Source organism: Frankia umida, assembly GCF_023242945.1.
GTDB classification, from domain to species: Bacteria; Actinomycetota; Actinomycetes; order Frankiales; family Frankiaceae; genus Frankia; species Frankia umida.
This window is the reverse complement of the sequence record NZ_JALKFT010000002.1, coordinates 252595-275153: the sequence shown is the minus strand read 5'-3', so window position 1 is coordinate 275153 and position 22559 is coordinate 252595. Positions and strand designations below refer to the sequence as shown.

Here is a 22559-nt window from a genome sequence, read left to right as displayed (position 1 = left end):
GGCCCCCGGGGGGCCACCCCCCGGCCCCCCCGTCACAGCACCGTCGACCGACGCGCGCGGTAGCGAACTACCCGGCGCGTCGGATCAGCGGGTCAGCGGAAGTCGCCGGAGCTGCGGTAGTCGAACTCGTCGAGCGGAACGGCCTGGCCCGAGCCGGTCCCGAAGGCGCCGTACTCGACACTGCCGGCGTCCTCGTAGGCCCCGACGGAGTACATCGCCGCCCGTGCCTCCTCGGTCGGCTCCACCCGGATGTTGCGGTACCGGGAGATGCCGGTACCGGCCGGGATCAGCTTTCCGATGATGACGTTCTCCTTCAGGCCGACGAGCGAGTCCGAGCGGGCGTTGATCGCCGCGTCGGTGAGCACTCGGGTCGTCTCCTGGAAGGAGGCCGCCGACAGCCACGACTCGGTGGCCAGCGACGCCTTGGTGATACCCATCAGCACCGGACGGGCCGAGGCCGGCTGACCGCCGATCTCCACCACCCGGCGGTTCTCCGACTCGAACCGGGCCCGCTCGCACAGCTCGCCGGGCAGCAGCGCGGTCTCGCCGGACTCGAGCACGTTCACCCGCTTGAGCATCTGGCGGATGATGATCTCGATGTGCTTGTCGTGGATCGACACACCCTGCGAGCGGTACACCTCCTGGACCTGCTCGACCAGGTGGAGCTGGACCTGGCGCGGGCCGAGGATGCGCAGCACCTCGTGCGGGTCGACGGCACCGTCGACGACCTGGTTGCCGACCTCGATGCGGTCGCCCTCGCGCACGCGCAGCCGGGAGCGGCGCGACACCGGGTAGGCGATCTCCTCGCTGCCGTCGTCGGGGACGACCACGACCTTGAAGGTCTTCTCGGTCTCCTCGATCTTCACCCGGCCGGAGACCTCGGTGATCGGGGCCTTGCCCTTGGGGCTACGGGCCTCGAACAGCTCGACGACACGCGGCAGACCCTGGGTGATGTCGTCACCGGCGACGCCACCCGAGTGGAAGGTACGCATCGTGAGCTGGGTGCCGGGCTCACCGATCGACTGGGCGGCGACGATGCCGACGGCCTCGCCGACGTCGACCAGCTTGCCGGTGGCCAGCGACCGGCCGTAGCACTGGGCGCACACACCCATCCGCGACTCGCAGGTCAGGGCGGAGCGGACCCGGACGTTCTCGATGCCGGCCTCGATGATCTGGCCGATCGCGACGTCGCCGGCGTCGGTACCGGCGGGCACGATGATCTCACCGTGCTCGTCGACGGCGTCGGAGGCGAGCGTGCGCGCGTAGGCCGAGGTCTCGGCGTAACGGTCGCGCACCAGGGTGCCGTCGGCGCCGCGGCTGGCGATCCGGGTGAGGATGCCGCGCTCGGTGCCGCAGTCCTCCTCGCGGACGATGACGTCCTGGCTGACGTCGACCAACCGGCGGGTCAGGTAGCCGGAGTCGGCGGTGCGCAGGGCTGTGTCGGCCAGACCCTTACGGGCACCGTGGGTCGAGATGAAGTACTCGACCACGGTGAGACCCTCGCGGAAGTTCGCCTTGATCGGCCGCGGGATGATCTCGCCCTTGGGGTTGGAGACCAGACCACGCATGCCGGCGAGCTGCCGGATCTGCATCATGTTTCCGGCGGCTCCGGAGTTGACCAACACGTAGACCGGGTTGGTCTTCGGGAAGTTCGCCTCCATCGCCTCGGCGATCCTGTTGGTCGCCTCGGTCCAGATCTGGACCAGTTCGCTACGGCGCTCCTCGTCGGACAGGAAGCCGCGGTCGAACTGCTTCTGCACCCGGTCGGCGCGCTGCTCGTAGTCGTCGAGGATCTCGGCCTTGTTCGGCGGCGCGACGACGTCCTCGATGGCGACGGTGACCCCGGAGCGGGTCGCCCAGTAGAAGCCGGCGCTCTTGAGGGCGTCCAGCGTCGCCGCGACCTGGATCTTCGGGTACCGCTCGGCCAGGTCGTTGACGATCGCGGCCTGGGCCTTCTTGTTCAGCTGCTCGTTGATGAAGGGGTAGCCCTCCGGCAGCGCCTCGTTGAGCAGGCAGCGGCCGAACGTGGTCTCCAGGGTGAACACGTCCCCGGTGATCCAGTCCGCCGGCGGCGTCCACTCGGCCGGCGGGGTGGTGTCGCGCAGCCGGACGTTGATCCGGGCCTGCAGCGCGACATCCTTCGCGTCGTAGGCCATCTGCGCCTCGGCGACGGACGAGAACGACCGTCCCTCGCCGATCGCGCCCTCGCTCAGGGTCGAGAGGTGGAACACACCGGTGACCATGTCCAGGGACGGCATGGCCAGCGGACGCCCGGACGCCGGCGAGAGGATGTTGTTGCTCGAGAGCATCAGGATGCGCGCCTCGGCCTGCGCCTCGGCGGACAGCGGCAGGTGCACCGCCATCTGGTCGCCGTCGAAGTCGGCGTTGAACGCCGTGCAGACCAGCGGGTGGATCTGGATGGCCTTGCCCTCGACCAGCTGTGGCTCGAAGGCCTGGATGCCCAGGCGGTGCAGGGTCGGCGCCCGGTTGAGCAGCACCGGGTGCTCGGTGATGACCTCCTCGAGCACGTCCCAGACCACGGGGCGGGCCCGCTCCACCATCCGCTTGGCGGACTTGATGTTCTGCGCGTGGTTGAGGTCCACCAGGCGCTTCATCACGAACGGCTTGAACAGTTCGAGCGCCATCTGCTTGGGCAGACCGCACTGGTGCAGCTTGAGCTGCGGGCCGACCACGATGACCGACCGGCCGGAGTAGTCGACGCGCTTGCCGAGCAGGTTCTGGCGGAACCGGCCCTGCTTGCCCTTGAGCATGTCGGACAGCGACTTCAACGGACGGTTACCGGGACCGGTGACCGGGCGGCCGCGGCGGCCGTTGTCGAACAGCGCGTCGACGGCCTCCTGCAGCATCCGCTTCTCGTTGTTCACGATGATCTCGGGCGCGCCGAGGTCCAGCAGCCGCTTGAGCCGGTTGTTCCGGTTGATCACCCGGCGGTACAGGTCGTTGAGGTCGGAGGTCGCGAAGCGGCCACCGTCGAGCTGCACCATCGGCCGCAGGTCCGGCGGGATCACCGGAACGCAGTCGAGCACCATGCCCATGGGCGAGTTGCGGGTGATCAGGAACGCGGAGACGACCTTGAGCCGCTTGAGCGCGCGGGCCTTCTTCTGGCCCTTGCCGCTGCGGATGGTCTCGCGCAGCGAGTCCGCCTCGGCGGCAAGGTCGAAGTCGGCCAGCCGACGCTGCAGCGCCTCGGCACCCATGCCGCCGTCGAAGTACTGGCCGAACCGGTCGCGCAGCTCGCGGTAGAGCAGCTCGTCCGGCTCCAGGTCCTGGACCTTCATGTTCTTGAAGCGGTCGAAGACCCGGTCGAGGTCGTCGATCTTGCGCTGCGAGCGGTCGCGGATCTGGCGCATCTCGCGCTCGGCCGACTCGCGGACCTTGCGCCGCGCGTCGCCCTTGGCACCTTCGGACTCGAGCTGGGCCAGATCGGCCTCCAGCCGCTTCTGCCGGCTCTCGACCTCGGCGTTCTTGCGGTCCTCGAGCTGCTGCTTCTCGACGCCGATGCGGGCCTCGAGGGTGGGCAGGTCGCGGTGCCGCGCCTCCGTGTCGACCTTGGTGATCATGTAGGCGGCGAAGTAGATGACCTTCTCGAGGTCCTTCGGCGCCAGGTCCAGCAGGTAGCCCAGCCGGCTCGGCACACCCTTGAAGTACCAGATGTGGGTGACCGGGGCGGCGAGCTCGATGTGCCCCATCCGCTCACGACGGACCTTGGCCCGGGTCACCTCGACGCCACAGCGCTCGCAGATGATGCCCTTGAACCGGACCCGCTTGTACTTACCGCAGTAGCACTCCCAGTCCCGGGTCGGACCGAAGATCTTCTCGCAGAAGAGCCCGTCCTTTTCCGGCTTCAGGGTGCGGTAGTTGATGGTTTCCGGCTTCTTGACCTCGCCGTGCGACCACTGGCGGATGTCGTCCGCAGTGGCAAGACCGATGCGCAGCTCATCGAAGAAGTTGACGTCCAGCAAGACTGTCGCCTGCTCTCTCTATCTCGGTCGGGACGCAGGGAGTCGGTCAGACTTCCTCGACGCTGCTCGGCTCACGCCGGGACAGGTCGATCCCGAGTTCCTCCGCCGCACGGAAGACGTCCTCGTCGGTGTCGCGCATCTCGATCTGCACGCCGTCGCTCGAGAGCACCTCGACATTGAGGCACAGCGACTGCATCTCCTTGATGAGCACCTTGAACGACTCCGGGATACCGGGTTCCGGAATGTTCTCGCCCTTGACGATCGCCTCGTAGACCTTGACCCGGCCCACGACGTCGTCGGACTTGATGGTCAGCAGTTCCTGGAGGGCGTAGGCGGCGCCGTACGCCTCCAGCGCCCACACCTCCATCTCACCGAAGCGCTGGCCACCGAACTGCGCCTTACCACCCAGAGGCTGCTGGGTGATCATGGAGTAGGGGCCGGTCGACCGGGCGTGGATCTTGTCGTCGACCAGGTGGAGCAACTTGAGGATGTAGATGTAGCCGACCGCGACCGGGTACGGGTAGGGCTCGCCGGTGCGACCGTCGAACAACGTGGCCTTGCCGGAGGAACCGATCAGCTGGACGCCGTCCCGGTTGGGCAGGGTGGAGTCGAGCAGACCGGTGACCTCCGCCTCGCGGCCCCCGTCTACGACGGGGGTCGAGGGGTGCGGCCGGGGGGGGGGGGCCTCGGCGCCGAGGCCGCGCAGCCGCTCCTTCCACCCCTCGGTGCCGGCGTCGACCTGCCAGCCGGTCTTGGCGACCCAGCCGAGGTGGGTCTCCAGGATCTGGCCGATGTTCATCCGTCGCGGCACGCCGTGCGGGTTGAGCACCACGTCGACCGGGGTGCCGTCCTCGAGGAAGGGCATGTCCTCGGCGGGCAGGATCTTGGCGATGACACCCTTGTTGCCGTGCCGGCCGGCGAGCTTGTCACCGTCGGTGATCTTGCGCTTCTGGGCGACGTACACCCGGACCAGTTCGTTGACGCCGGGGGGCAGCTCGTCGCCGTCCTCGCGGGAGAACACCCGCACGCCGATGACCTTGCCGGACTCGCCGTGCGGCACCTTCAGCGAGGTGTCCCGGACCTCCCGGGCCTTCTCACCGAAGATCGCGCGCAGCAGCCGCTCCTCCGGGGTCAGCTCGGTCTCACCCTTCGGGGTGACCTTGCCGACCAGGACGTCCCCGGTCTGCACGTCGGCACCGATCCGGATGATCCCGCGCTCGTCGAGGTCGGCCAGGACCTCCTCGGCGACGTTCGGGATGTCCCGGGTGATCTCCTCCGGGCCGAGCTTGGTGTCGCGGGCGTCGACCTCGTGCTCCTCGATGTGGATCGAGGAGAGCACGTCGTCCTGCACGAGGCGCTGCGACAGGATGATCGCGTCCTCGTAGTTGTGCCCCTCCCACGGCATGAAGGCGACCAGCATGTTCTTGCCGAGCGCCATCTCACCGTTGTCGGTGCACGGGCCGTCCGCGATGACCTGACCGGCCTCGATCCGATCGCCCTCGTTCACGATCGGCTTCTGGTTGATGCAGGTGCCCTGGTTGGAGCGGCGGAACTTGGCCAGCCGGTAGGTGCGCCGGGTGCCGTCGTCGTGCATGACGGTGATGTAGTCGGCCGAGAGGTCCTCGACCACGCCGGCCTGGCCCGCGACGATCACGTCGCCGGCGTCCTTGGCCGCGCGGGCCTCCATCCCGGTGCCGACCAGCGGCGCCTCGGAACGCAGCAGCGGCACCGACTGGCGCTGCATGTTCGAGCCCATCAGCGCGCGGTTGGCGTCGTCGTGCTCGAGGAAGGGGATCATGGCCGTGGCCACGGACACCATCTGCCGCGGCGAGACGTCCATGTAGTCGACCTCGTCCGGCGGGATGAACTCGACCTCACCGCCCTTACGACGGACCAGGACGCGGTCCTCGGCGAACGTGCCGTCGGGCTGCAGCGGCGTGTTGGCCTGCGCCTTGACGTGCCGGTCCTCCTCGTCCGCGGTCAGGTAGTCGATCTGGTCGATGACCTGGCCGTTGACGACCTTGCGGTACGGCGTCTCGACGAACCCGAACGGGTTGACCCGGGCGAAGGTCGACAGCGAGCCGATCAGACCGATGTTCGGGCCTTCCGGCGTCTCGATCGGGCACATCCGACCGTAGTGGCTGGGGTGCACGTCGCGGACCTCGAAGCCGGCGCGCTCGCGGGACAGACCACCCGGGCCCAGCGCCGACAGGCGGCGCTTGTGGGTCAGACCGGCCAGCGGGTTGGTCTGGTCCATGAACTGCGAGAGCTGGCTGGTGCCGAAGAACTCCTTGATGGAGGCGACGACCGGCCGGATGTTGATCAGCGTCTGCGGCGTGATCGCCTCGACGTCCTGCGTGGTCATCCGCTCGCGCACGACCCGCTCCATGCGGGCCAGGCCCAGCCGGACCTGGTTCTGGATGAGCTCGCCGACCGTGCGCAGCCGCCGGTTGCCGAAGTGGTCGATGTCGTCGACCTCGTAGTCGGCCGGGTCGGCACCCGCGTGCAGCTTGACGACGTACTCGATCGTGCGCACGATGTCATCCTCGGTGAGGACGCCGACGTCGTGGGTCACCTCGAGGGAGAGCTTCTTGTTCACCTTGTAACGGCCGACCTTGGCCAGGTCGTAGCGCTTCGGGTTGAAGAAGAGGTTCTCCAGCAGGGTCTGCGCCGACTCCCGCGTCGGCGGCTCGCCAGGGCGCAGCTTGCGGTAGATGTCGAGCAGCGCGTCGTCCTGGCTGGCCGTGTGGTCCTTCTCCAGGGTCACCCGCATCGACGGGAAGTCGCCGAACCGCTCGAGGATGCGCGCCTCGTCCCAGCCGAGCGCCTTGAGCAGCACGGTGACGGACTGGCGGCGCTTACGGTCGATGCGGACGCCGACGGTGTCGCGCTTGTCGATCTCGAACTCGAGCCAGGCCCCGCGGGACGGGATCACCTTGCAGGAGTAGAGGTCCTTGTCGGAGGCCTTGTCGAGGCTGCGCTCGAAGTACACACCAGGGGACCGGACGAGCTGGCTGACCACCACGCGCTCGGTGCCGTTGATCACGAAGGTGCCCTTGGGGGTCATGAGCGGGAAGTCGCCCATGAACACCGTCTGGCTCTTGATCTCACCGGTGGTGTTGTTGGTGAACTCGGCCGTCACGAACAACGGGGCCGAGAAGGTCATGTCCTTGTCCTTGCACTCCTCCACGGAGTACTTGGGCGGCTCGAACCGGTGGTCCCGGAAGGACAGGGACATGGAGCCCGAGAAGTCCTCGATCGGGGAGATCTCCTCGAAGACCTCCTCCAGACCGGAGGTGATCGGAACATCGTCCCGACCCGAGTCGATGGCCTCCTGAACCCGCTCCGCCCAGGCGTCACTGCCGATCAGCCAATCAAAGGACTGCGTCTGAAGAGCAAGGAGGTCCGGGACCTCAAGGGGCTCAATGATCTTAGCGAACGAGATGCGGGAGGAAGAGCGCGAGGCGGCCAAGGTGGTCCTTCCGGTGGCCTGATCGTCGGGCTGGCGTCGCGGACGTCAAGGATCCGTCGGGGGTGGTCAGGTGATCAGTGTCTCGCTACGGTTGTCGGGAACGGCGGCGGGGGTGCCCCGCCGGTGAGAGGATGACCGCGGGACGTCTCTCGCGGGACGAACGTCGCGGGGTCGCCGGCCGACTGGCCACTGACTCGGCGACCGGTCACGCGGTCGGAGTAAACCCCCGTCCCGCAGCGGGATCCGTCGGTTCCTGGTCCATCGGCCCGCGAAGTCGCACCCGGTCGGTGCGGCTGGCGTTCGGCTGACTGCGGGCACGCCGAAGGGCCGTCGCGGCGCGAGCGCGCGGCGACGCCTGGGTCCGCTGAGAACAACGGGTCGGTGCACGGGCGTTGGGTTCCTCGGTGTGGCTGCTAGAAGCCGTGCCAGGCACCAGCACGGCAGCGCGCCTTCACGTCGAACCGGAATCCGCCGCAGACATGGCTCTGACGAGCAACCGGGGCCACCCGGCGGCATGGACCAGACCCCCACTGGAGAGCCCGACCTCGCCCGGGAACCGACGTCAACGGAACCGATGCAACGAAAAGGGCAGCGCAAACTAGCAGTGTAGCCGACAGGCACACCGCTGGCAAGGCCAGGCGCGGATCAACCGCGCGTAGGGAACGTAGCTCACCGCATCTGCTTCCCGACGAGTGTTCGCGACATGATGGAACCCCGATCCACTGAGGCAGTCAACCCCCTCGGGAAAACGTCACGAACAGCCCGACCTGCCCAAGCCCTTACGTAGCAGCGCATCCGGGCATTTCCGCCGCCGCACATGCCGTGGGCCGGGGCACCTCGGAGGTGCCCCGGCCCACGGTCACAGGTGCTACGACGGGCGCCCAGGCGCCCGTCGGAACTACTTGACGGTGACGCTCGCCCCGGCGCCCTCGAGAGCCGCCTTGGCCTTCTCCGCGGCCTCCTTGGCGACCTTCTCCAGGACAGGCTTCGGCGCGCCGTCGACGAGGTCCTTGGCCTCCTTGAGGCCAAGGCTGGTCAGCGCGCGCACCTCCTTGATGACCTGGATCTTCTTGTCGCCGACGGACTCGAGGATCACGTCGAACTCGTCCTGCTCCTCGACGGCCGCGGCGTCGCCACCCGCGCCACCGGCAGCCGGGGCCGCGGCGACGGCGACCGGCGCCGCGGCGGTGACGCCGAAGGTCTCCTCGAACTGCTTCACGAACTCGGAGAGCTCGAGCAGGGTCAGTTCCTTGAACGCGTCCAGCAGCTCTTCGGTGGACAGCTTCGCCATGATGGCGGTTCCTTCCTGATCGGTCTGTTACTCGGCGCCAGCGCCGATGCCCGGCCTGATGCGGCCAGGGCGGCGTCCGGCGTCTGTCTCGGGGGGTGGTACGGGTTCAGCCTGGTGGTGCGGACGTCACTCGGCGGCGACGGCGGCCGGCTCGGTCTCGCCCTCGGCCGCCGGGGCGGCCTCGGCCTCGACCGCCGGGGCCTCGCTCGCCCGCTGCTCGCGCAGCGCCTCGGCCAGTCGGGCGACCTGCGACAGCGGGGCGGCGAACAGACCGACCGCGCCGGACAGCGAGCCCTTCATGGCGCCGGCCAGCTTCGCCAGCAGCACCTCGCGGGACTCGACGTCGGCGAGCTTGCGGATCTCCTCGGCGCTCAGCGGCCGCCCTTCGACGACACCGCCCTTGACGACCAGCGCCGGGTTGGCCTTCGCGAAGTCACGCAGGCCCTTCGCGGCCTCGACCGGGTCACCGCTGACGAAGGCGACGGCGGTCGGACCGACGAACAGCTCGTCGAGCCCGGTGACGCCGGCCTGGTTCGCCGCGATCTTGGTGAGGGTGTTCTTGACGACCGCGTAGCGGGTACCCGTACCAAGGGCACGCCGCAGCTCGGTGAGCTGGCTGACCGTGAGACCGCGGTACTCGGTGAGCACCGCGGCTGTCGAGGAACGGAAGTCCTCGGCGATCTCCGCCACCGCGGCGGTCTTCTCAGCTTTCGCCATGGGGCTCCTTCAGGATGTGCGCCGGTCATCCGTTCAACCATCCGCGCAGCCCCGGAAACGACGAACGCCCCGGCGCAGGCGCACGGGGCGTGATGAGCGCGGAGCCTCGTCCATGGGCTACCGCAGTCCTTCGCTGACCGTCACCTACGCGGGCCGCCCACAATGATCGGGGCCTTCGGCTGTCGACCCAGCCACAGCGTGCGAGGGGCGTTCGCGATGCCCCACGCGCCATGGAGGACGACGGCGACCAGCGGTCTTCGGTGGAAAAACTGTGATCGTCGTTCAGTGTACGCGATGTGCCGCCGGACCTGGTCCGGCACCCCGGCCCGACCCCGTGCCCCGACATGCCACCAGCCCGGACCAGGTGCGCTGGTCCGGGCTGGTGGGCAGGAATGCGGGCGCCGAGGATCAGGCGGTGACCGCGTCCTCGAGCAGGTTGCGGATGCGGTTCGGGTCGACCGGGATGCCGGGGCCCATCGTGGTGGCGAAGGTGATCTTCCTGAGGTACCGGCCCTTCGCCGCCGACGGCTTGACCCGGACGATCTCGTCGATCGCCGCCGTGTAGTTCTCGATCAGCTGGGCGTCGGTGAAGCTCGTCTTGCCGACGACGATGTGCAGGTTGCCCTGCTTGTCGACACGGAAGTTGATCTTACCGCCCTTGATGTCGGACACGGCCTTGCCGATGTCCAGGGTGACGGTGCCGGTCTTCGGGTTCGGCATCAGGCCACGCGGGCCCAGGATGCGGGCGATCCGGCCGACCTTGGCCATCTGGTCGGGCGTGGCGACGGTGGCGTCGAAGTCCAGGAAGCCCTCCTGGATGCGGGCGACCAGGTCGTCACTGCCGACGATGTCGGCGCCGGCGGCGGTAGCCTCGGCGGCCTTCTCACCGGCGGCGAACACCGCGACCCGCGGCGACTTGCCAGTGCCGTGCGGGAGGTTGACGGTGCCGCGGACCATCTGGTCGGCCTTGCGCGGGTCGACACCGAGCCGGATCGCGACCTCGACGGTCGCGTCGTACTTGGTGGTGGAGGTCTCCTGCGCCAGCCGGACGGCCTCCAGCGGGCTGTACAGGTTATCCGGGTTGATCTTCTCCGCTGCGGTGCGGTATGCCTTGCTGCGCTTCATGCTGTCTCCTCGTGGTGCCGGCGGACGGCCGGACGACGCCACGGTCGCCCGTACGCCCTCCCACGGCGTTGGATCGGTCGTGCGGGGAGGCGGTGGCGGCGAACTAGTCGCCGACGGTGATCCCCATCGAGCGGGCGGTCCCCGCGATGATCTTCTCCGCGGCCTCGATCGTCGTCGCGTTGAGATCGGGCATCTTGGTCTGCGCGATCTCACGCACCTGGGCGGGAGTCAGCTTGGCGACCTTGTCCCGGTGCGGGGTACCGCTGCCCTTGTCGACGCCGGCGGCCTTGAGGATGAGCCTCGCGGCCGGCGGGGTCTTGGTGACGAAGGTGAACGAGCGGTCCTCGTACACGGTGATCTCGACCGGCACGACGTTGCCGGTCTGCGACTCGGTGGCCACGTTGTACTGCTTGCAGAACTCCATGATGTTCACGCCGTGCTGGCCCAGCGCGGGGCCGACCGGCGGAGCCGGAGTGGCCTTGCCCGCGTTGATCTGGAGCTTGATGATCGCGGTGATCTTCTTCTTCTTGGGCGGCATGTGCTCGTCTTCCTGCCGGGGCTGCTGGCTTTCGGGTTACGCGGACCGGATGGTCAGATCTTCGCCACCTGGTTGAACTGGAGCTCGACGGGAGTCTCCCGACCGAAGATCGAGACCAGCACCTTCAACCGCTGAGCGTCGAGGTTGATCTCGCTGATGGTAGCTGGGAGCGTGGCGAAGGGGCCGTCCATGACGGTGACCGACTCTCCGACCTCGTACTCCTGGACCCGGACGGTCTCGACCTTCTTCTCCTTCGGCACCGGCGGCGCGAGGATCGACTGCACCTCTTCCCGGCGCAGCGGCGACGGCCGGTTGGTCAGCCCGACGAACCCGGTCACACCCGGCGTGTTACGCACCGCCGACCAGGACTGGTCGGTCAGGTCCATCCGGACGTAGATGTACCCCGGGTACTTCTTCTGCAGGACCATCTGCCGCTTGCCGTTCTTGACGACCGGGACCTCTTCGGTCGGCACCTCGATCTGGAAGATGTAGTCCTCCATGTTGAGGCTGGAGATCCGGGTCTCGAGGTTCGTCTTGACCTTGTTCTCGTAGCCCGCGTAGGAGTGCACGACATACCACTCGCCCGGTGCGTCCTCGATCGCGCGAAGCAGCAGCTCCGCCTCGTCGACCTCGTCCTCCTCTTCGGGGACGACGGTCGAGGGGGAGCCTGCGGACGGCTCCTGCGATGCGGGCTCGGCGTCGGACGCCTGGTCGCCCGGGAGCTCGTCGGGCTCGGCGCCGGCGTCCGTGCTCGCCACCTCGTCCCGCTCGAACGCCGCCAGGGGATCGAGACGGGCGAGGGCTTCCCCCTGCTCGGAGGAGGCGTGCTCGGGGGACTGGGACACGCGGGCGATCCTTTTCTCGTGAACGCTTCTGGTGCTCTGACTCCGCGCCAGCGGGGACGCTGCGCGGGCATGGTGCGGGCGAGCGGTCGCCGACCGGCCGGCGACCCGGCGTCAGGCAACCGCCAGCCGAGCAGCCCCGTCAGCCGAAGATCGCGAGGATCGCCTTCGTCAGCCCGAAGTCGAGGCTGGCCACGAAGGCCGTCACCACGGTGACAAAGATCAGCACCACCGCCACGTAGGTGACAAGCTCGCTCCGCCCCGGGTAGACCACCTTCCGGAGCTCCGCCATGACCTCGCGGATGAACTGCACGGGCCGGTAACGACGCCGAGTCGCGGCACGCGTGGCCCCCCTCGGACGCGGTGCTGCGTCACGGGTATCGGTCGCCACTCACTCCACCCACTCAGTCGCCGAACCAACCAGACCGTCGAACAGCGCAGGGGCGACAGGACTCGAACCTGCAACCGCCGGTTTTGGAGACCGGTGCTCTACCAATTGAGCCACGCCCCTAGAACACTCCCTGACCCCCGCCGCCACCGCCCCGCACATGACGCGCTCCTACCGTAACGCACGGTTCGAGCTGCGGGCCGGTCACCGGAATGGGTGCCCGGGCGGATCGAGCATACCCCCTGCGCGGCCGAACACCACGGACACCAACCGCGCAGGACCCGATCGACCCGGTCGACCCGCGCACCGACCTGCCCGGACCCGCCCGGAGCGGGACCTGTGGGGTGGTGTGGACCGACCCAAGTGGACCGGGAGCCCGGCCCCGCGTGCTCGGCCGGCCCCCACCGCCACCATGGCAGCATAGGTGCCATGAGCAGGATCTCACGCCGCATCGGCGCCATCGCCCCGTCCGCCACGCTCGCCGTGGACGCGACGGCGAAGGCGATGCAGGCCGCCGGACAGGACATCGTTGTCTTCGGCGCGGGCGAACCGGACTTCCCGACTCCGGAGCACATCGTCGCCGCCGCCGAACGCGCATGCCACGAACCCAGGATGCACCGCTACACGCCGTCGGGCGGGTTGCCGGAGCTGCGCACGGCGGTCGCCGAGAAGACCCGGCGCGACTCCGGCGTCACGGTGACACCGAGCCAGGTTCTGATCACCAACGGCGGCAAGCAGGCTGTCTACGAGGCGTTCGCGACGCTGCTCGACCCGGGTGACGAGGTGCTGCTGCCCGCGCCGTACTGGACGACCTATCCCGAGTCGATCCGGCTCGCGGGCGGTGTCCCGGTCGAGGTCGTGACCGGCCCCGACGCCGATTACCGGGTCACCGTCGAACAGCTGGAGGCGGCCCGCACGGAGCGCACGAAGGTACTGCTGTTCTGTTCGCCCTCGAACCCCACCGGTGCGGTGCACACCCCCGAGGAGGTCCGCGCGATCGGCGAGTGGGCGGCCCGGACCGGTATCTGGGTGCTGGCCGACGAGATCTACGAGCACCTCGTCTACGGCGAGGCCCGGTTCTCCTCGATCCTCGCCGAGGTCCCGGATCTGGCGCAGCGATGCGTCATCGTCAACGGCGTCGCCAAGACCTACGCGATGACCGGTTGGCGGGTCGGCTGGCTGATCGGCCCCACCGACGTCATCAGCGCCGCGACGAACCTCCAGTCGCATGCCACCTCGAACGTCTCGAACGTCGCCCAGGCCGCCGCGCTCGCCGCCGTCACCGGCCCGCTGGACGCGGTCGCCACGATGCGCACCGCCTTCGACCGGCGCCGGCTGACCATGCACCGCATGCTGAGCGAGATCCCCGGGGTGCGCTGCCCGGTGCCTCAGGGCGCTTTCTACTGCTACCCGTCGCTGCAGGCGGTGCTGGGCCGTCCGCTGCGGGGGAAGACTCCGACGTCCAGCGCACAGCTGTGCCAGCTCATCCTCGAGGAGGTGGGTGTGGCGATCGTCCCCGGTGAGGCGTTCGGAACCCCGGGCTTCGCCCGCCTGTCCTACGCGCTCAGCGACGACGACCTGGTCAAGGGCGTGGACCGGGTGGCCGCCCTGCTCGCCGAACTCGACTAGCTGCGGCCAGCTCAGGGCAGTCGGACGGTGGCCCGCGAGGCCATCAGCACCTTCTCGCCCCGGCACCGGGTGGTGAGGTTCACCACTACCCGGTTGCCGTCGAGTTTCTTCTCCACCACCCCGCGCACGGACACCGTGGCCCCCTCGTCGTCGTCGGGCACGACGACCGGCGAGGAGAACTTCACCCCGATCTCCAGCAGCGCCCGCGGATCACCGATCCAGTCGGTGACCAGGCGTGCGGCGGTGGCCATCGTGAGCATCCCGTGCGCGATCACCCCGGGCAGACCCGCCTCGGCGGCCGCTCGATCGCTCCAGTGGATGGGGTTGAAGTCGCCGGACGCCCCCGCGTACCGGACCAGATCGGCCCGGCGCAGCGGGAACAGCCGCTCCGGAAGTTCGGTGCCGACCTCGACATCGTCGTAGCCGATCGTCGCCGTCATCGTCTCCCCCACCCCTGTCTCCCCCACCCTGCCGTCCACCGCCGGTGACGCGCTCATCCGCGCGGCGCGGCGGTCCCGCGGGACACCAGGGTGCAGATGCCGGTGGCGACCTGCTCGCCGCCGGTCGTCTCGTACTGGTACGTGGTCACCAGCAGCTCGTTGCGGCCCACGGCCCGGATGCTGGTCAGCGTCGACGACGTGACCAGCTCGTCCCCGGCGACCACCGGACGGTGCAGCTGGAAGCGCTGCTCGCCATGGACGACGAGGGTGTAGTCGAGGCCGAGCGCCGGGTCGTCAGTGGGCAGGCCCAGCGTCCCGGGCATCGCGTTGATCAGGAACGTCGGCGGGGCGACGAGGTCGGCGAAGCCGGCGGCCCTGGCCGCCGCCACGTCGTGGTACAGCGGGTTGTCGTCACCGACGGCCCGGGCGAACTTCCGGATGTGCTCGCGCCCGACCTGGAAGGGCACCTCGGCGACGAAACACCGCCCGACGAAGTCCTGGTTGAGCGGCATCACAGCTCCGTTTCTGGACACGGTTTCTGGACACGGTTTCTGGACACGGTTTCTGGACACGGTGCGGGAACGAGACGCCCTATCCCACCATGCGACCCCGTCCCGCCGCCCGGACCCCGCTCACCGTCGGCCGGTCACGCCCCGGTGCGCCCGGCACGCCGAACAGCCGGCCAGGCGGGAGGCCTGACCGGCTGCGGTGGAACGACACCAGATGTCGGGACATGCCCGACAGTGGTGGATCTAGCGGGTTTCGCGGTGCTCGGTGTGCTTGCCGCAGTTGGGGCAGAACTTCTTCAGCTCAAGACGATCCGGATCGTTACGCCGGTTCTTGCGCGTGATGTAGTTCCGATGCTTGCACACCTGGCACGCCATGGTGATCTTCGGGCGAACGTCAGTGGCGGCCACGGCGTGATGCCTCTTCCTAAGTCGACTGCAGAACTGGTCGAGCGTCGCGGCAGGCCGCGAGCCCAGAAAGGGCGCGGCCTGCCGCACCCTGGAGTAGCGGTGGCCGGACTTGAACCGGCGACACAGCGATTATGAGCCGCTTGCTCTGCCAGACTGAGCTACACCGCCAGGATGGCCACCCGACCGATCGGGGACCGGACCAGCTTACCCAGGCGAACCGGCGGAACAGCTCAACCCGGACACGAACCCACCCAAAGGCTGGTACGTGGAGCCCCTTTACGGAATCGAACCGTAGACCTTCTCCTTACCATGGAGACGCTCTGCCGACTGAGCTAAAGGGGCGCGAAGTCGCGGTGCTCAGATTACACGACGCTGGGCGCTGGTGGGCGACCCACCCCCTGTTCGTTCGTCCGCACCCCCCGCGCGTCGGGCGTTCGCCCGCAGATCTCCCCTTCCCCCCCTTCGCCCGTGGGCGCGCCGCCGCGCCCGACCCGCCACCCGCGACAGGCCAGATAGTGGCGATTTGCCAGGAAGTTAAAACACTCCGTAGCCATCAATCCAGATCCCCTTGACTTAGGTAGCTGTAAGTAACTCTCTTAATGCTTAGCGTGTGGGCCGTCTGGTGCTGCGTCCCTGCCCGGACGCAACCGGACCGGCTTTCGAGCCACCGCACCGTTGCCTCCCGAGCATCGAGGGTTGCCCATGCGTCTCACGCCGCGTCCCGGTCGGTCTGACCGCCCACACACCGCCCGGACCGCGCTCGCCATCCCCCTGCCACGCCGACTGCTCCCTGTAGCGAGAATCACCGCCGCCACCCTGACCGCCGCCACCCTGACCGTGGCGACCACCGTCGGCGTCGCGCAGGCCGCCGGCCCCTCGCCGCTGTGGCCACGGGGCGTGGACATCTCCTCCTGGCAGCACCCCTACGGCGCCGCGATCGACTGGAACGCCGTGCACGCCGCCGGCGTGAGCTTCGTGTACATCAAGGCCACCGAGAACAGCCAGTACACGAACAAGTACTACGCCGGCGACCGGGACGCGGCGACGAAGGCTGGCCTCGCCGTCGGCGCCTTCCACTACGCCCGGCCGTCCGCCTCGCTGGGGACCGCCGTCGAGCAGGCGAAGCACTTCGTCGCGGCGATCGGCCCGGCCCAGGCAGCGGGCTTCCTCCCGCCGGCGCTGGACCTCGAGGAGACCGGCGGGCTCGGCCCCCGCCCACTCGCCGCGTGGACCAGGGCGTTCCTCGAGGAGGTGGAGTCCGAGACCGGACGGGTGCCGATGGTCTACAGCAGCCAGTGGTTCTGGACCGACCGGATGGCCAACACCCGGGAGTTCACCAGGTACCCGTTGTGGTTCGCGAACCACAACGACAGGGCGACCCCCAACACCATCCCCGGCGGCTGGCCCGGCTGGGCGGTGTGGCAGTACAGCGCGACCGGCACCGTGGCGGGCATCGCGAGCCAGGTGGACCAGGACGTCCTGTGCTGCACCCCGGCCACGCTCGCCACCCTGGCGGACGGCACCCGCAGCGAGATCCAGAAGTGGCACGCCGGCGCCGGGCTCACCGCCCTGGCACTCGGCGCCCCGGTCGGGGTGGAGAACCGGGCCGGTGGGGGTGGCCGCTGGCAGCAGTACGCCAACGGTCTGGAGTTCTGGTCGGTCGCTACCGGCGTGCACGCGCTGTACGGGCCGATCTCCTCGAAGTACCTCGGCCTCGGTGGTTCGAACAGCTTCCTGGGCCGTCCTGTCAGCGACGTCGAGACCGCGACCGCGCCTGGCGGGCAGCAGGCCCGGTTCCAGGGTGGCTGGATCTACTGGGGGCCGGCGACCGGCGCCCACGAGGTCCACGGCCGCATCCTGTCGACCTATCTCGGCCTTGGTGGTTCGGGTTCACCGTTGGGCCTGCCCACCTCGGACGAGTACTCCGTGCCCGGCGGCCGGCAGAGCACCTTCGAACGCGGCCGGCTGCGCTGGGACGCGGCGACCGGCCAGGTCTCCCAGCTCCCCCCGGGTCCCTGAGCTGCACCCGAATGACGGTGCGCGGGGATGACGTTCGTGGACGGTGGGTATCGAAAGGAAGCGGCGGACGGTAGTTGTCTGACTACCAGTGACTACCAGGACGTCGCCGGACCGCATGGTGCGGGCTTCGACCCGCCGCGACCGTCAGGTCGCGCCCGCCGTCCCCACCTGTCCGCCCACTACGGGGTCCGGCGGTCACCAGCCATGCGTGTGCCGGCGGGCAACGGGAGGACCAGATGGCAGGAAACCGGGCGGCGTTCCCACGAAGTGGATGGCTCACCTTCGCCGCCGTGATCATGTTCATCGTCGGATTCCACAACCTGATCTACGGCATCGCATCCCTGCGCGACTACACCGTGATCGTGAACAACCTGTCCACCGGCGACATCAACGTGCTGTACGCCGACCGGCACTTCTGGGGCTGGCTGTTCCTGTGCATCGGCATCGTGGAGATGGTGATCGCCTACGGCATCTACGCCCGCAACGACATCGCCCGGTGGGCGGGTGTGGTGATCGCTTCCATCAACGCCATCGGGCAGCTCGCCTACATGGCCGCCTTCCCGGTGTGGTCGGTCGTGATCATCGCCATCGACGTTCTGGTGATCTACGCGCTGCTCACCCACGAGCAGGTACCCGCACGCGATGGCTACGGCCAGCCGTACCCGAGCGACCGCCCAGGCGTCGGCACTCCCACCGGCCGTGCCACCGGCGCCGGACGACCCGCCGAACACGCGACGACCGCACCCGCTGCCCCCGGCACCACGGCGCCGCCCGGTTACGGCCAGCCCCCCGGCTATGGCGGCCAGACCGGCCAGCCCGGTTACGGCGACCAGCCCGGTTACGGCGGCGGCCCAGGCGGCCATCAGCCCCGGTAAGCCCGGTAGGTCAGCCCCTGGAGCGGCTACTGAACCTGGCCGAACTGGCGGACCTGACCGAGTGTGAGCCCGGCCCGCCAGGCCACGCACCGACGCGCATAGCCCTCGAGGTGACGCTCGGCGAAGACCCGCGGGTCCCAGGCCGAGGTGGATGCCACCGAGAGGTCCCGCCACAGGTAGGCGGACACGGCCCGCCCGTCCACCAGGACGAGCGGGCCAACCTCGTAGGGTGCACCCTCGAACGCGTCGAGGAGGGCCACCTCCGCCTCGACCAACCCCAGCAGCAGCCGCCCGGACGTGCGTGCCGCAGGGTCGGGGACCAGTCCGGGGTAGCGGCGTCCCGGCAGGCTGGCCGCCCGCCAGCCGGCGACGACCGCGGGCTCGATCCGCGGGACCCGGTCGAGCAGGACGGTCAGCACCTCGGCGAACATCAGGGTCCCGTACACGAACAGCGGCGGGCGTTCGGTGGCGGGCGCGGACATGAGATCACGCTAGCCGGGCCCGACGCACTACAGTGCTCGAACGTGAGTGACGACGCCACGCTGGCCGCCCGGGTTCGGACCGCCTCCCACCTGACCGGCACCTTCCTGCTGCGCTCCGGTCGGACGAGCACCGAGTACTTCGACAAGTACCTCTTCGAGGCGGATCCGGCGCTGCTGGCCGCCATCGTCGACCAGATGGTCGACCTGCTGCCACCGGGTGCCGAGGTGCTCGCCGGTCTGGAGCTCGGTGGCGTTCCGCTGGCGACGCTGCTCTCCCAGCGCACCGGCCTGCCGACCCGCTTCGTGCGCAAGAAGGCCAAGGAGTACGGCACCATGCGCACGGCCGAGGGCGGCGCGGTGGCCGGCCGGCACGTCGTCCTCGTCGAGGATGTGGTGACCTCCGGCGGTGCGGTGCTGGACGCCACCCGGGTGTTGCGGGCCGAGGGCGCGATCGTCACGGATGTGGTGTGCGTCATCGACCGTTCCGAGGGCGGCCGCGAGCGCCTGGCGGAACTCGGCCTGCAGCTGCGCCCGCTGTTGACCCGGGCCGACCTCGATGCCGCCGCCGGTTGACCGACGGGCGCGCATCGCCCGCGCTGACATGCGACAGGCCCCGGAGGAGTCTCCAGGGCCTGTGTCGCAGCTGATCCGGGCTGCGCCGGGGGTGGTGGCAGGTGATGGATTCGAACCATCGTAGGCTGAGCCGGCGGTTTTACAGACCGCTCCCTTTGGCCGCTCGGGCAACCTGCCGTCGTGGACGAGCATACCGGTCCCGACGGAGCATCGGGACGCGGGCTGGCCGCAACCGCCACCACATCTTCCGATCATTACGGCGCGTAGTCGCCGCGCCGCGCCATCCGTCCGCATCTCGCACCGAACAGGAGGCCCGCACCCGTGGCCGACCCGTCCTTTGACATCGTCAGCAAAGTTGACGCCCAGGAAATCGACAACGCGGTCAACCAGACGGCCAAGGAGATCAGGACCCGCTTCGACTTCCGGGACACCGGCGCGTCCGCGGAGCTGTCCGGCGAGTCAATTCTGCTGGTAGCGAACACGGACGAGCGAGTGAAGGCGATCCTCGACGTCCTGCAGGAGAAGTTCGTCAAGCGCGGCATCTCCCTCAAGGCGCTGACGTTCGACGAGCCGAAGGCTTCGGGCAAGGAGTTCCGCCTGCCCGTGACCGTGCAGCAGGGCCTGTCCGAGGAGAAGGCGCGCGCGATCGCCAAGAAGATCCGCACCGACGGACCCAAGGGCGTGCAGGCCCAGATCCAGGGCGACCAACTGCGGGTGACCGGCAAGAAGCGGGACGACCTGCAGCGGGTCATCGCGCTGCTCAAGGGCGAGGACTTCGAGGTCCCGCTCCAGTTCGTCAACTACCGCTGAGCGGGCCTGGCCTCGCCGGCAGCGGTGGCGCCAGTGACCGCGGAAACGGCGCACCCCGCCCGATGGGGGGATCGGGCGGGGTGCCTGCGGCGGAACCTGGGGGGTGTGCTCCGCCGCGGTCAGGGGCGCACGGGCGGCGACCGCCGCCGTGCGTCTGGCCACGCAGGGAAATATTACTCCGAATCCTCATCCATAAGCCCGCGACACCACGACAGGCAACAACGTAACCAGCCGGCCGGGTCACCGATACGGATTCATGCGGGACATCTGCTCCAGTCGCGCGATTCGTTCGTTCATGGGCGGATGCGTCGAGAACAGCTTGGCGACGCCACCGCCGCGGAACGGGTTCGCAATCATCAGCGCGGCCGCCGGACCCACCCGGGAGGTCGGCGCGAGCGGCCGGGCGGCGGTACCCGCCTCCAGTTTGCGCAGCGCGTTCGCCAACCCGATGGGGTCGCCGGTGAGCGTCGCCCCGGACTCGTCCGCCTGGTACTCGCGCGCCCTGCTGATTGCCAGCTGGATGATCGTCGCGGCGACCGGACCCAGGATCATCAGCAGGAGCAGCTCGAACATTCCGGGCCCGTTCTCGTCACTGCGACCGCCACCGAAGATGGCCAGGAACTGGGCCATGTTGGCCAGATACACGATAATACTGGCCAATGCTCCGGCCACGGAGGCGATAAGGATGTCCCGGTTGTACACATGGCTGAGTTCATGCCCCAGGACGCCGCGAAGCTCCCGGTCGTCCATGAGTTCCATGATGCCTTCGGTGCAGCAGACGGCCGCCTTGCGCGGACCACGACCGGTGGCGAAGGCGTTGGGCGCGCCGGTCGGGCTCAGGTAGAGCCGCGGCATCGGCATCCGGGCCTGCCGGGCGAGATCGCCGACGATGGCGTAGAGCCGCGGCTGCTCGACCTGGGTGACCGGATAGGCGCTCATCGCCCGCAGTGCGATGCGGTCGGAGTAGAAGAAGGACACGCCGTTCATCGCGAGGGCGAGGAACAGCGCGACGAGCAGGCCAGCGCGACCGAACAGCGAGCCGACCAGCAGGATGGCAGCGGACAGCACGCCGAGCAGCAGCGCGGTCTTCAGGCCGTTGAGGTGGCGATGTGGCATGGCGATCGGTGGTCCGTCCTGTGCGACGACATCCGTCCGCCGGCGGTGGCCCACTCGGACGGCTGTGCACCCGAACCAACGTGGCGGCGCCAGACCAACGTTCCCCGAGCCGGCCCGTCCGATCGGTGATGTGGCTGATTTCTCCCCTGGTTCAACCCTGGCCCCTGGTTCAACCCTGGCCCCTGGTTCAACCCTGGCCACAGCGGTCGGACGGATCGGCGTCCTCGGTCAGTTCGGCCCGCAGCCGCGTGACCTGCGCCTCGTCCAGCGCTCCGGCCGCACCCAGCTCATGCGTGGTGAACAGGGCCAGCGCCCGGTACACCTCGGCGATGGCGGGATCGGCCCGGTCGAGCGCCTGCCGGTGAGCACGCAACGTGGCGACGTCGGCCCGCCGCACCGGTCCGGTCGCCGCCGCCCAGCCACCGGCCAGCGCGTTGTCCAGGGACGCGCGTAGCAGCGGGCCCAGCGCCGCGGCCGGATCGTCGATGCCCACCCCCCCGAGCAGGTCCCGGGCGGCACCGGTCAGGCTGGCCAGAAAGTTCCCCCCGAGCACCAGCGCGGCGTGATATTGCGCACGTCCTTCGTCCGCGATCTCGAGCGGAACACCCCCCAGATCGGCCACCACGCGCCGGGCCGGCTCGAGTGCCTCGGCGTCCGCGGTGACGCCAAACGGAACCCTAACAAAACCATTCAAATCGGCCTTTCCGCCAGTTCCAGGCAGTGTCATGATCGGGTGCAGCGCGGCTCGCCGGGCACCGCATCCCAGTCCGGCGGCGAGCACCGAAAGCCCGTGCCGGCCGCTCAGATGCGCGATCAGCTGGCCCTCCCGGACCGCGCCAAGAGCGACCAGCCGACCCGTGACCTGGGCAATCACATCGTCGGGCACGGCGATCAGCAGGAGGTCGGCGGACCGTAGCCGGCTGGCGATCCGCGCCGCCGGGCCCGTCCACGCCTGGGCGAACCGGCGGGCCGCCCGGGCCCGGGACGACTCGGTCCGCGTGGCCACCGCCACCACCGGGTACCCCACCTCGGCCAACGCGTGCCCCACCGCCACGCCAGCCCGGCCGGCGCCGATCAGACCCACCCTGACCGGGGCGTCGCCGGCCGGGTCGCCGCTGGCCAGGCGGGTGTTGATCGGGTCCGACGCAGAAGTTCGACCGCTCATGGCTCGATGCTCCCGCCGGTGCCACCAAGGTGTCGGATCCACTGTCGTCAAGGGCACTGTGGACCCCGCGAGGTACCCACGTCGGCCGGACGACAGCTCGCCACAAGGCCCTGGGCCGATACGCTCGGTGGAGCGGCCCTTCCTCCGCACGTCCCGCGCATGGTGGCTACAAAGGAT

Annotated in this window: 19 protein-coding genes and 4 tRNA genes; 5 read left to right on the top strand and 18 right to left on the bottom strand. The window is 69.2% G+C overall.

Going from position 1 to position 22559, the window contains the following annotated elements:
• Window positions 1-92: 92 nt before the first annotated feature.
• The 9 genes from MXD59_RS03390 to MXD59_RS03350 form a co-directional block, all read right to left on the bottom strand.
• On the bottom strand, window positions 93-3983 hold the full coding sequence (locus MXD59_RS03390) for a DNA-directed RNA polymerase subunit beta' (RefSeq protein WP_248823393.1): 3891 nt from the start codon (window positions 3981-3983) through the stop codon (window positions 93-95).
• A gap of 46 nt (window positions 3984-4029) precedes the next feature.
• Window positions 4030-7455, bottom strand: a complete 3426-nt coding sequence (gene rpoB / locus MXD59_RS03385; protein WP_248823392.1) for a DNA-directed RNA polymerase subunit beta — start codon at window positions 7453-7455, stop codon at window positions 4030-4032.
• A gap of 898 nt (window positions 7456-8353) precedes the next feature.
• Window positions 8354-8746: a 50S ribosomal protein L7/L12 gene (gene rplL / locus MXD59_RS03380; protein WP_163547624.1), complete on the bottom strand. Its 393-nt coding sequence runs from the start codon at window positions 8744-8746 to the stop codon at window positions 8354-8356.
• Window positions 8747-8872: 126 nt separating this feature from the next.
• The gene (gene rplJ, locus MXD59_RS03375; protein ID WP_248823391.1) at window positions 8873-9463 is read right to left on the bottom strand and encodes a 50S ribosomal protein L10; all 591 of its coding nucleotides are present in this window, start codon (window positions 9461-9463) and stop codon (window positions 8873-8875) included.
• 408 nt (window positions 9464-9871) lie between these two features.
• Window positions 9872-10588, bottom strand: a complete 717-nt coding sequence (rplA, locus tag MXD59_RS03370) for a 50S ribosomal protein L1 (protein ID WP_248815339.1) — start codon at window positions 10586-10588, stop codon at window positions 9872-9874.
• 103 nt (window positions 10589-10691) lie between these two features.
• Window positions 10692-11126, bottom strand: coding sequence for a 50S ribosomal protein L11 (rplK, locus tag MXD59_RS03365; RefSeq protein WP_163547621.1), 435 nt, complete (start codon window positions 11124-11126; stop codon window positions 10692-10694).
• Window positions 11127-11179: 53 nt separating this feature from the next.
• On the bottom strand, window positions 11180-11971 hold the full coding sequence (gene nusG, locus MXD59_RS03360; RefSeq protein WP_248823390.1) for a transcription termination/antitermination protein NusG: 792 nt from the start codon (window positions 11969-11971) through the stop codon (window positions 11180-11182).
• A 139-nt stretch (window positions 11972-12110) separates the two neighbouring features.
• Window positions 12111-12281 carry a preprotein translocase subunit SecE gene (gene secE, locus MXD59_RS03355; RefSeq protein WP_225438050.1) on the bottom strand — a complete coding sequence of 57 codons (171 nt, stop codon included), beginning with the start codon at window positions 12279-12281 and terminating at the stop codon, window positions 12111-12113.
• A gap of 125 nt (window positions 12282-12406) precedes the next feature.
• Window positions 12407-12479 (bottom strand) — tRNA-Trp (locus tag MXD59_RS03350).
• A gap of 306 nt (window positions 12480-12785) precedes the next feature.
• Here MXD59_RS03350 and MXD59_RS03345 point away from each other — a divergent pair.
• On the top strand, window positions 12786-13985 hold the full coding sequence (locus tag MXD59_RS03345; RefSeq protein ID WP_248815340.1) for a pyridoxal phosphate-dependent aminotransferase: 1200 nt from the start codon (window positions 12786-12788) through the stop codon (window positions 13983-13985).
• Between the two features lie 11 nt (window positions 13986-13996).
• Here MXD59_RS03345 and MXD59_RS03340 read toward each other — a convergent pair whose 3' ends face one another.
• The 5 genes from MXD59_RS03340 to MXD59_RS03320 form a co-directional block, all read right to left on the bottom strand.
• Window positions 13997-14425, bottom strand: a complete 429-nt coding sequence (locus tag MXD59_RS03340) for a MaoC family dehydratase (protein ID WP_248823456.1) — start codon at window positions 14423-14425, stop codon at window positions 13997-13999.
• A gap of 53 nt (window positions 14426-14478) precedes the next feature.
• A complete protein-coding gene (locus tag MXD59_RS03335; protein WP_163547617.1) occupies window positions 14479-14937 on the bottom strand; it encodes an FAS1-like dehydratase domain-containing protein in 459 nt (152 codons plus the stop codon).
• A 240-nt stretch (window positions 14938-15177) separates the two neighbouring features.
• Window positions 15178-15342, bottom strand: coding sequence for a 50S ribosomal protein L33 (gene rpmG / locus MXD59_RS03330; protein ID WP_009740545.1), 165 nt, complete (start codon window positions 15340-15342; stop codon window positions 15178-15180).
• Window positions 15343-15436: 94 nt separating this feature from the next.
• Window positions 15437-15510 (bottom strand) — tRNA-Met (locus tag MXD59_RS03325).
• A 98-nt stretch (window positions 15511-15608) separates the two neighbouring features.
• Window positions 15609-15684, bottom strand: a tRNA-Thr gene (locus tag MXD59_RS03320).
• A gap of 360 nt (window positions 15685-16044) precedes the next feature.
• On the opposite strand from MXD59_RS03320, the gene MXD59_RS03315 reads away from it, so the two are divergent.
• On the top strand, window positions 16045-17361 hold the full coding sequence (locus MXD59_RS03315; protein ID WP_248823389.1) for a GH25 family lysozyme: 1317 nt from the start codon (window positions 16045-16047) through the stop codon (window positions 17359-17361).
• Window positions 17362-17597: 236 nt separating this feature from the next.
• Complete coding sequence (locus MXD59_RS03310) at window positions 17598-18236, top strand: DUF7144 family membrane protein (protein ID WP_248823388.1); 639 nt, start codon at window positions 17598-17600, stop codon at window positions 18234-18236.
• Window positions 18237-18262: 26 nt separating this feature from the next.
• On the opposite strand, the gene MXD59_RS03305 is transcribed toward MXD59_RS03310, so the two are convergent.
• Window positions 18263-18718: a gamma-glutamylcyclotransferase family protein gene (locus MXD59_RS03305; protein WP_248823387.1), complete on the bottom strand. Its 456-nt coding sequence runs from the start codon at window positions 18716-18718 to the stop codon at window positions 18263-18265.
• A 42-nt stretch (window positions 18719-18760) separates the two neighbouring features.
• Here MXD59_RS03305 and pyrE point away from each other — a divergent pair, with 42 nt between their 5' ends.
• Window positions 18761-19291: an orotate phosphoribosyltransferase gene (gene pyrE, locus MXD59_RS03300; RefSeq protein ID WP_248823386.1), complete on the top strand. Its 531-nt coding sequence runs from the start codon at window positions 18761-18763 to the stop codon at window positions 19289-19291.
• A 92-nt stretch (window positions 19292-19383) separates the two neighbouring features.
• On the opposite strand, the gene MXD59_RS03295 is transcribed toward pyrE, so the two are convergent.
• Window positions 19384-19468: transfer RNA gene (locus MXD59_RS03295), tRNA-Tyr, on the bottom strand.
• 144 nt (window positions 19469-19612) lie between these two features.
• On the opposite strand from MXD59_RS03295, the gene MXD59_RS03290 reads away from it, so the two are divergent.
• Window positions 19613-20101 (top strand): YajQ family cyclic di-GMP-binding protein, encoded by a 489-nt coding sequence (locus MXD59_RS03290; protein ID WP_163547612.1) that lies wholly within the window; start codon window positions 19613-19615, stop codon window positions 20099-20101.
• Window positions 20102-20341: 240 nt separating this feature from the next.
• Here the strand turns inward: MXD59_RS03290 and htpX are convergent, their stop codons facing one another.
• Window positions 20342-21217, bottom strand: coding sequence for a zinc metalloprotease HtpX (gene htpX, locus MXD59_RS03285; RefSeq protein ID WP_248823385.1), 876 nt, complete (start codon window positions 21215-21217; stop codon window positions 20342-20344).
• Between the two features lie 187 nt (window positions 21218-21404).
• Window positions 21405-22382 carry a Rossmann-like and DUF2520 domain-containing protein gene (locus tag MXD59_RS03280; protein ID WP_248823384.1) on the bottom strand — a complete coding sequence of 326 codons (978 nt, stop codon included), beginning with the start codon at window positions 22380-22382 and terminating at the stop codon, window positions 21405-21407.
• Window positions 22383-22559: the final 177 nt, after the last annotated feature.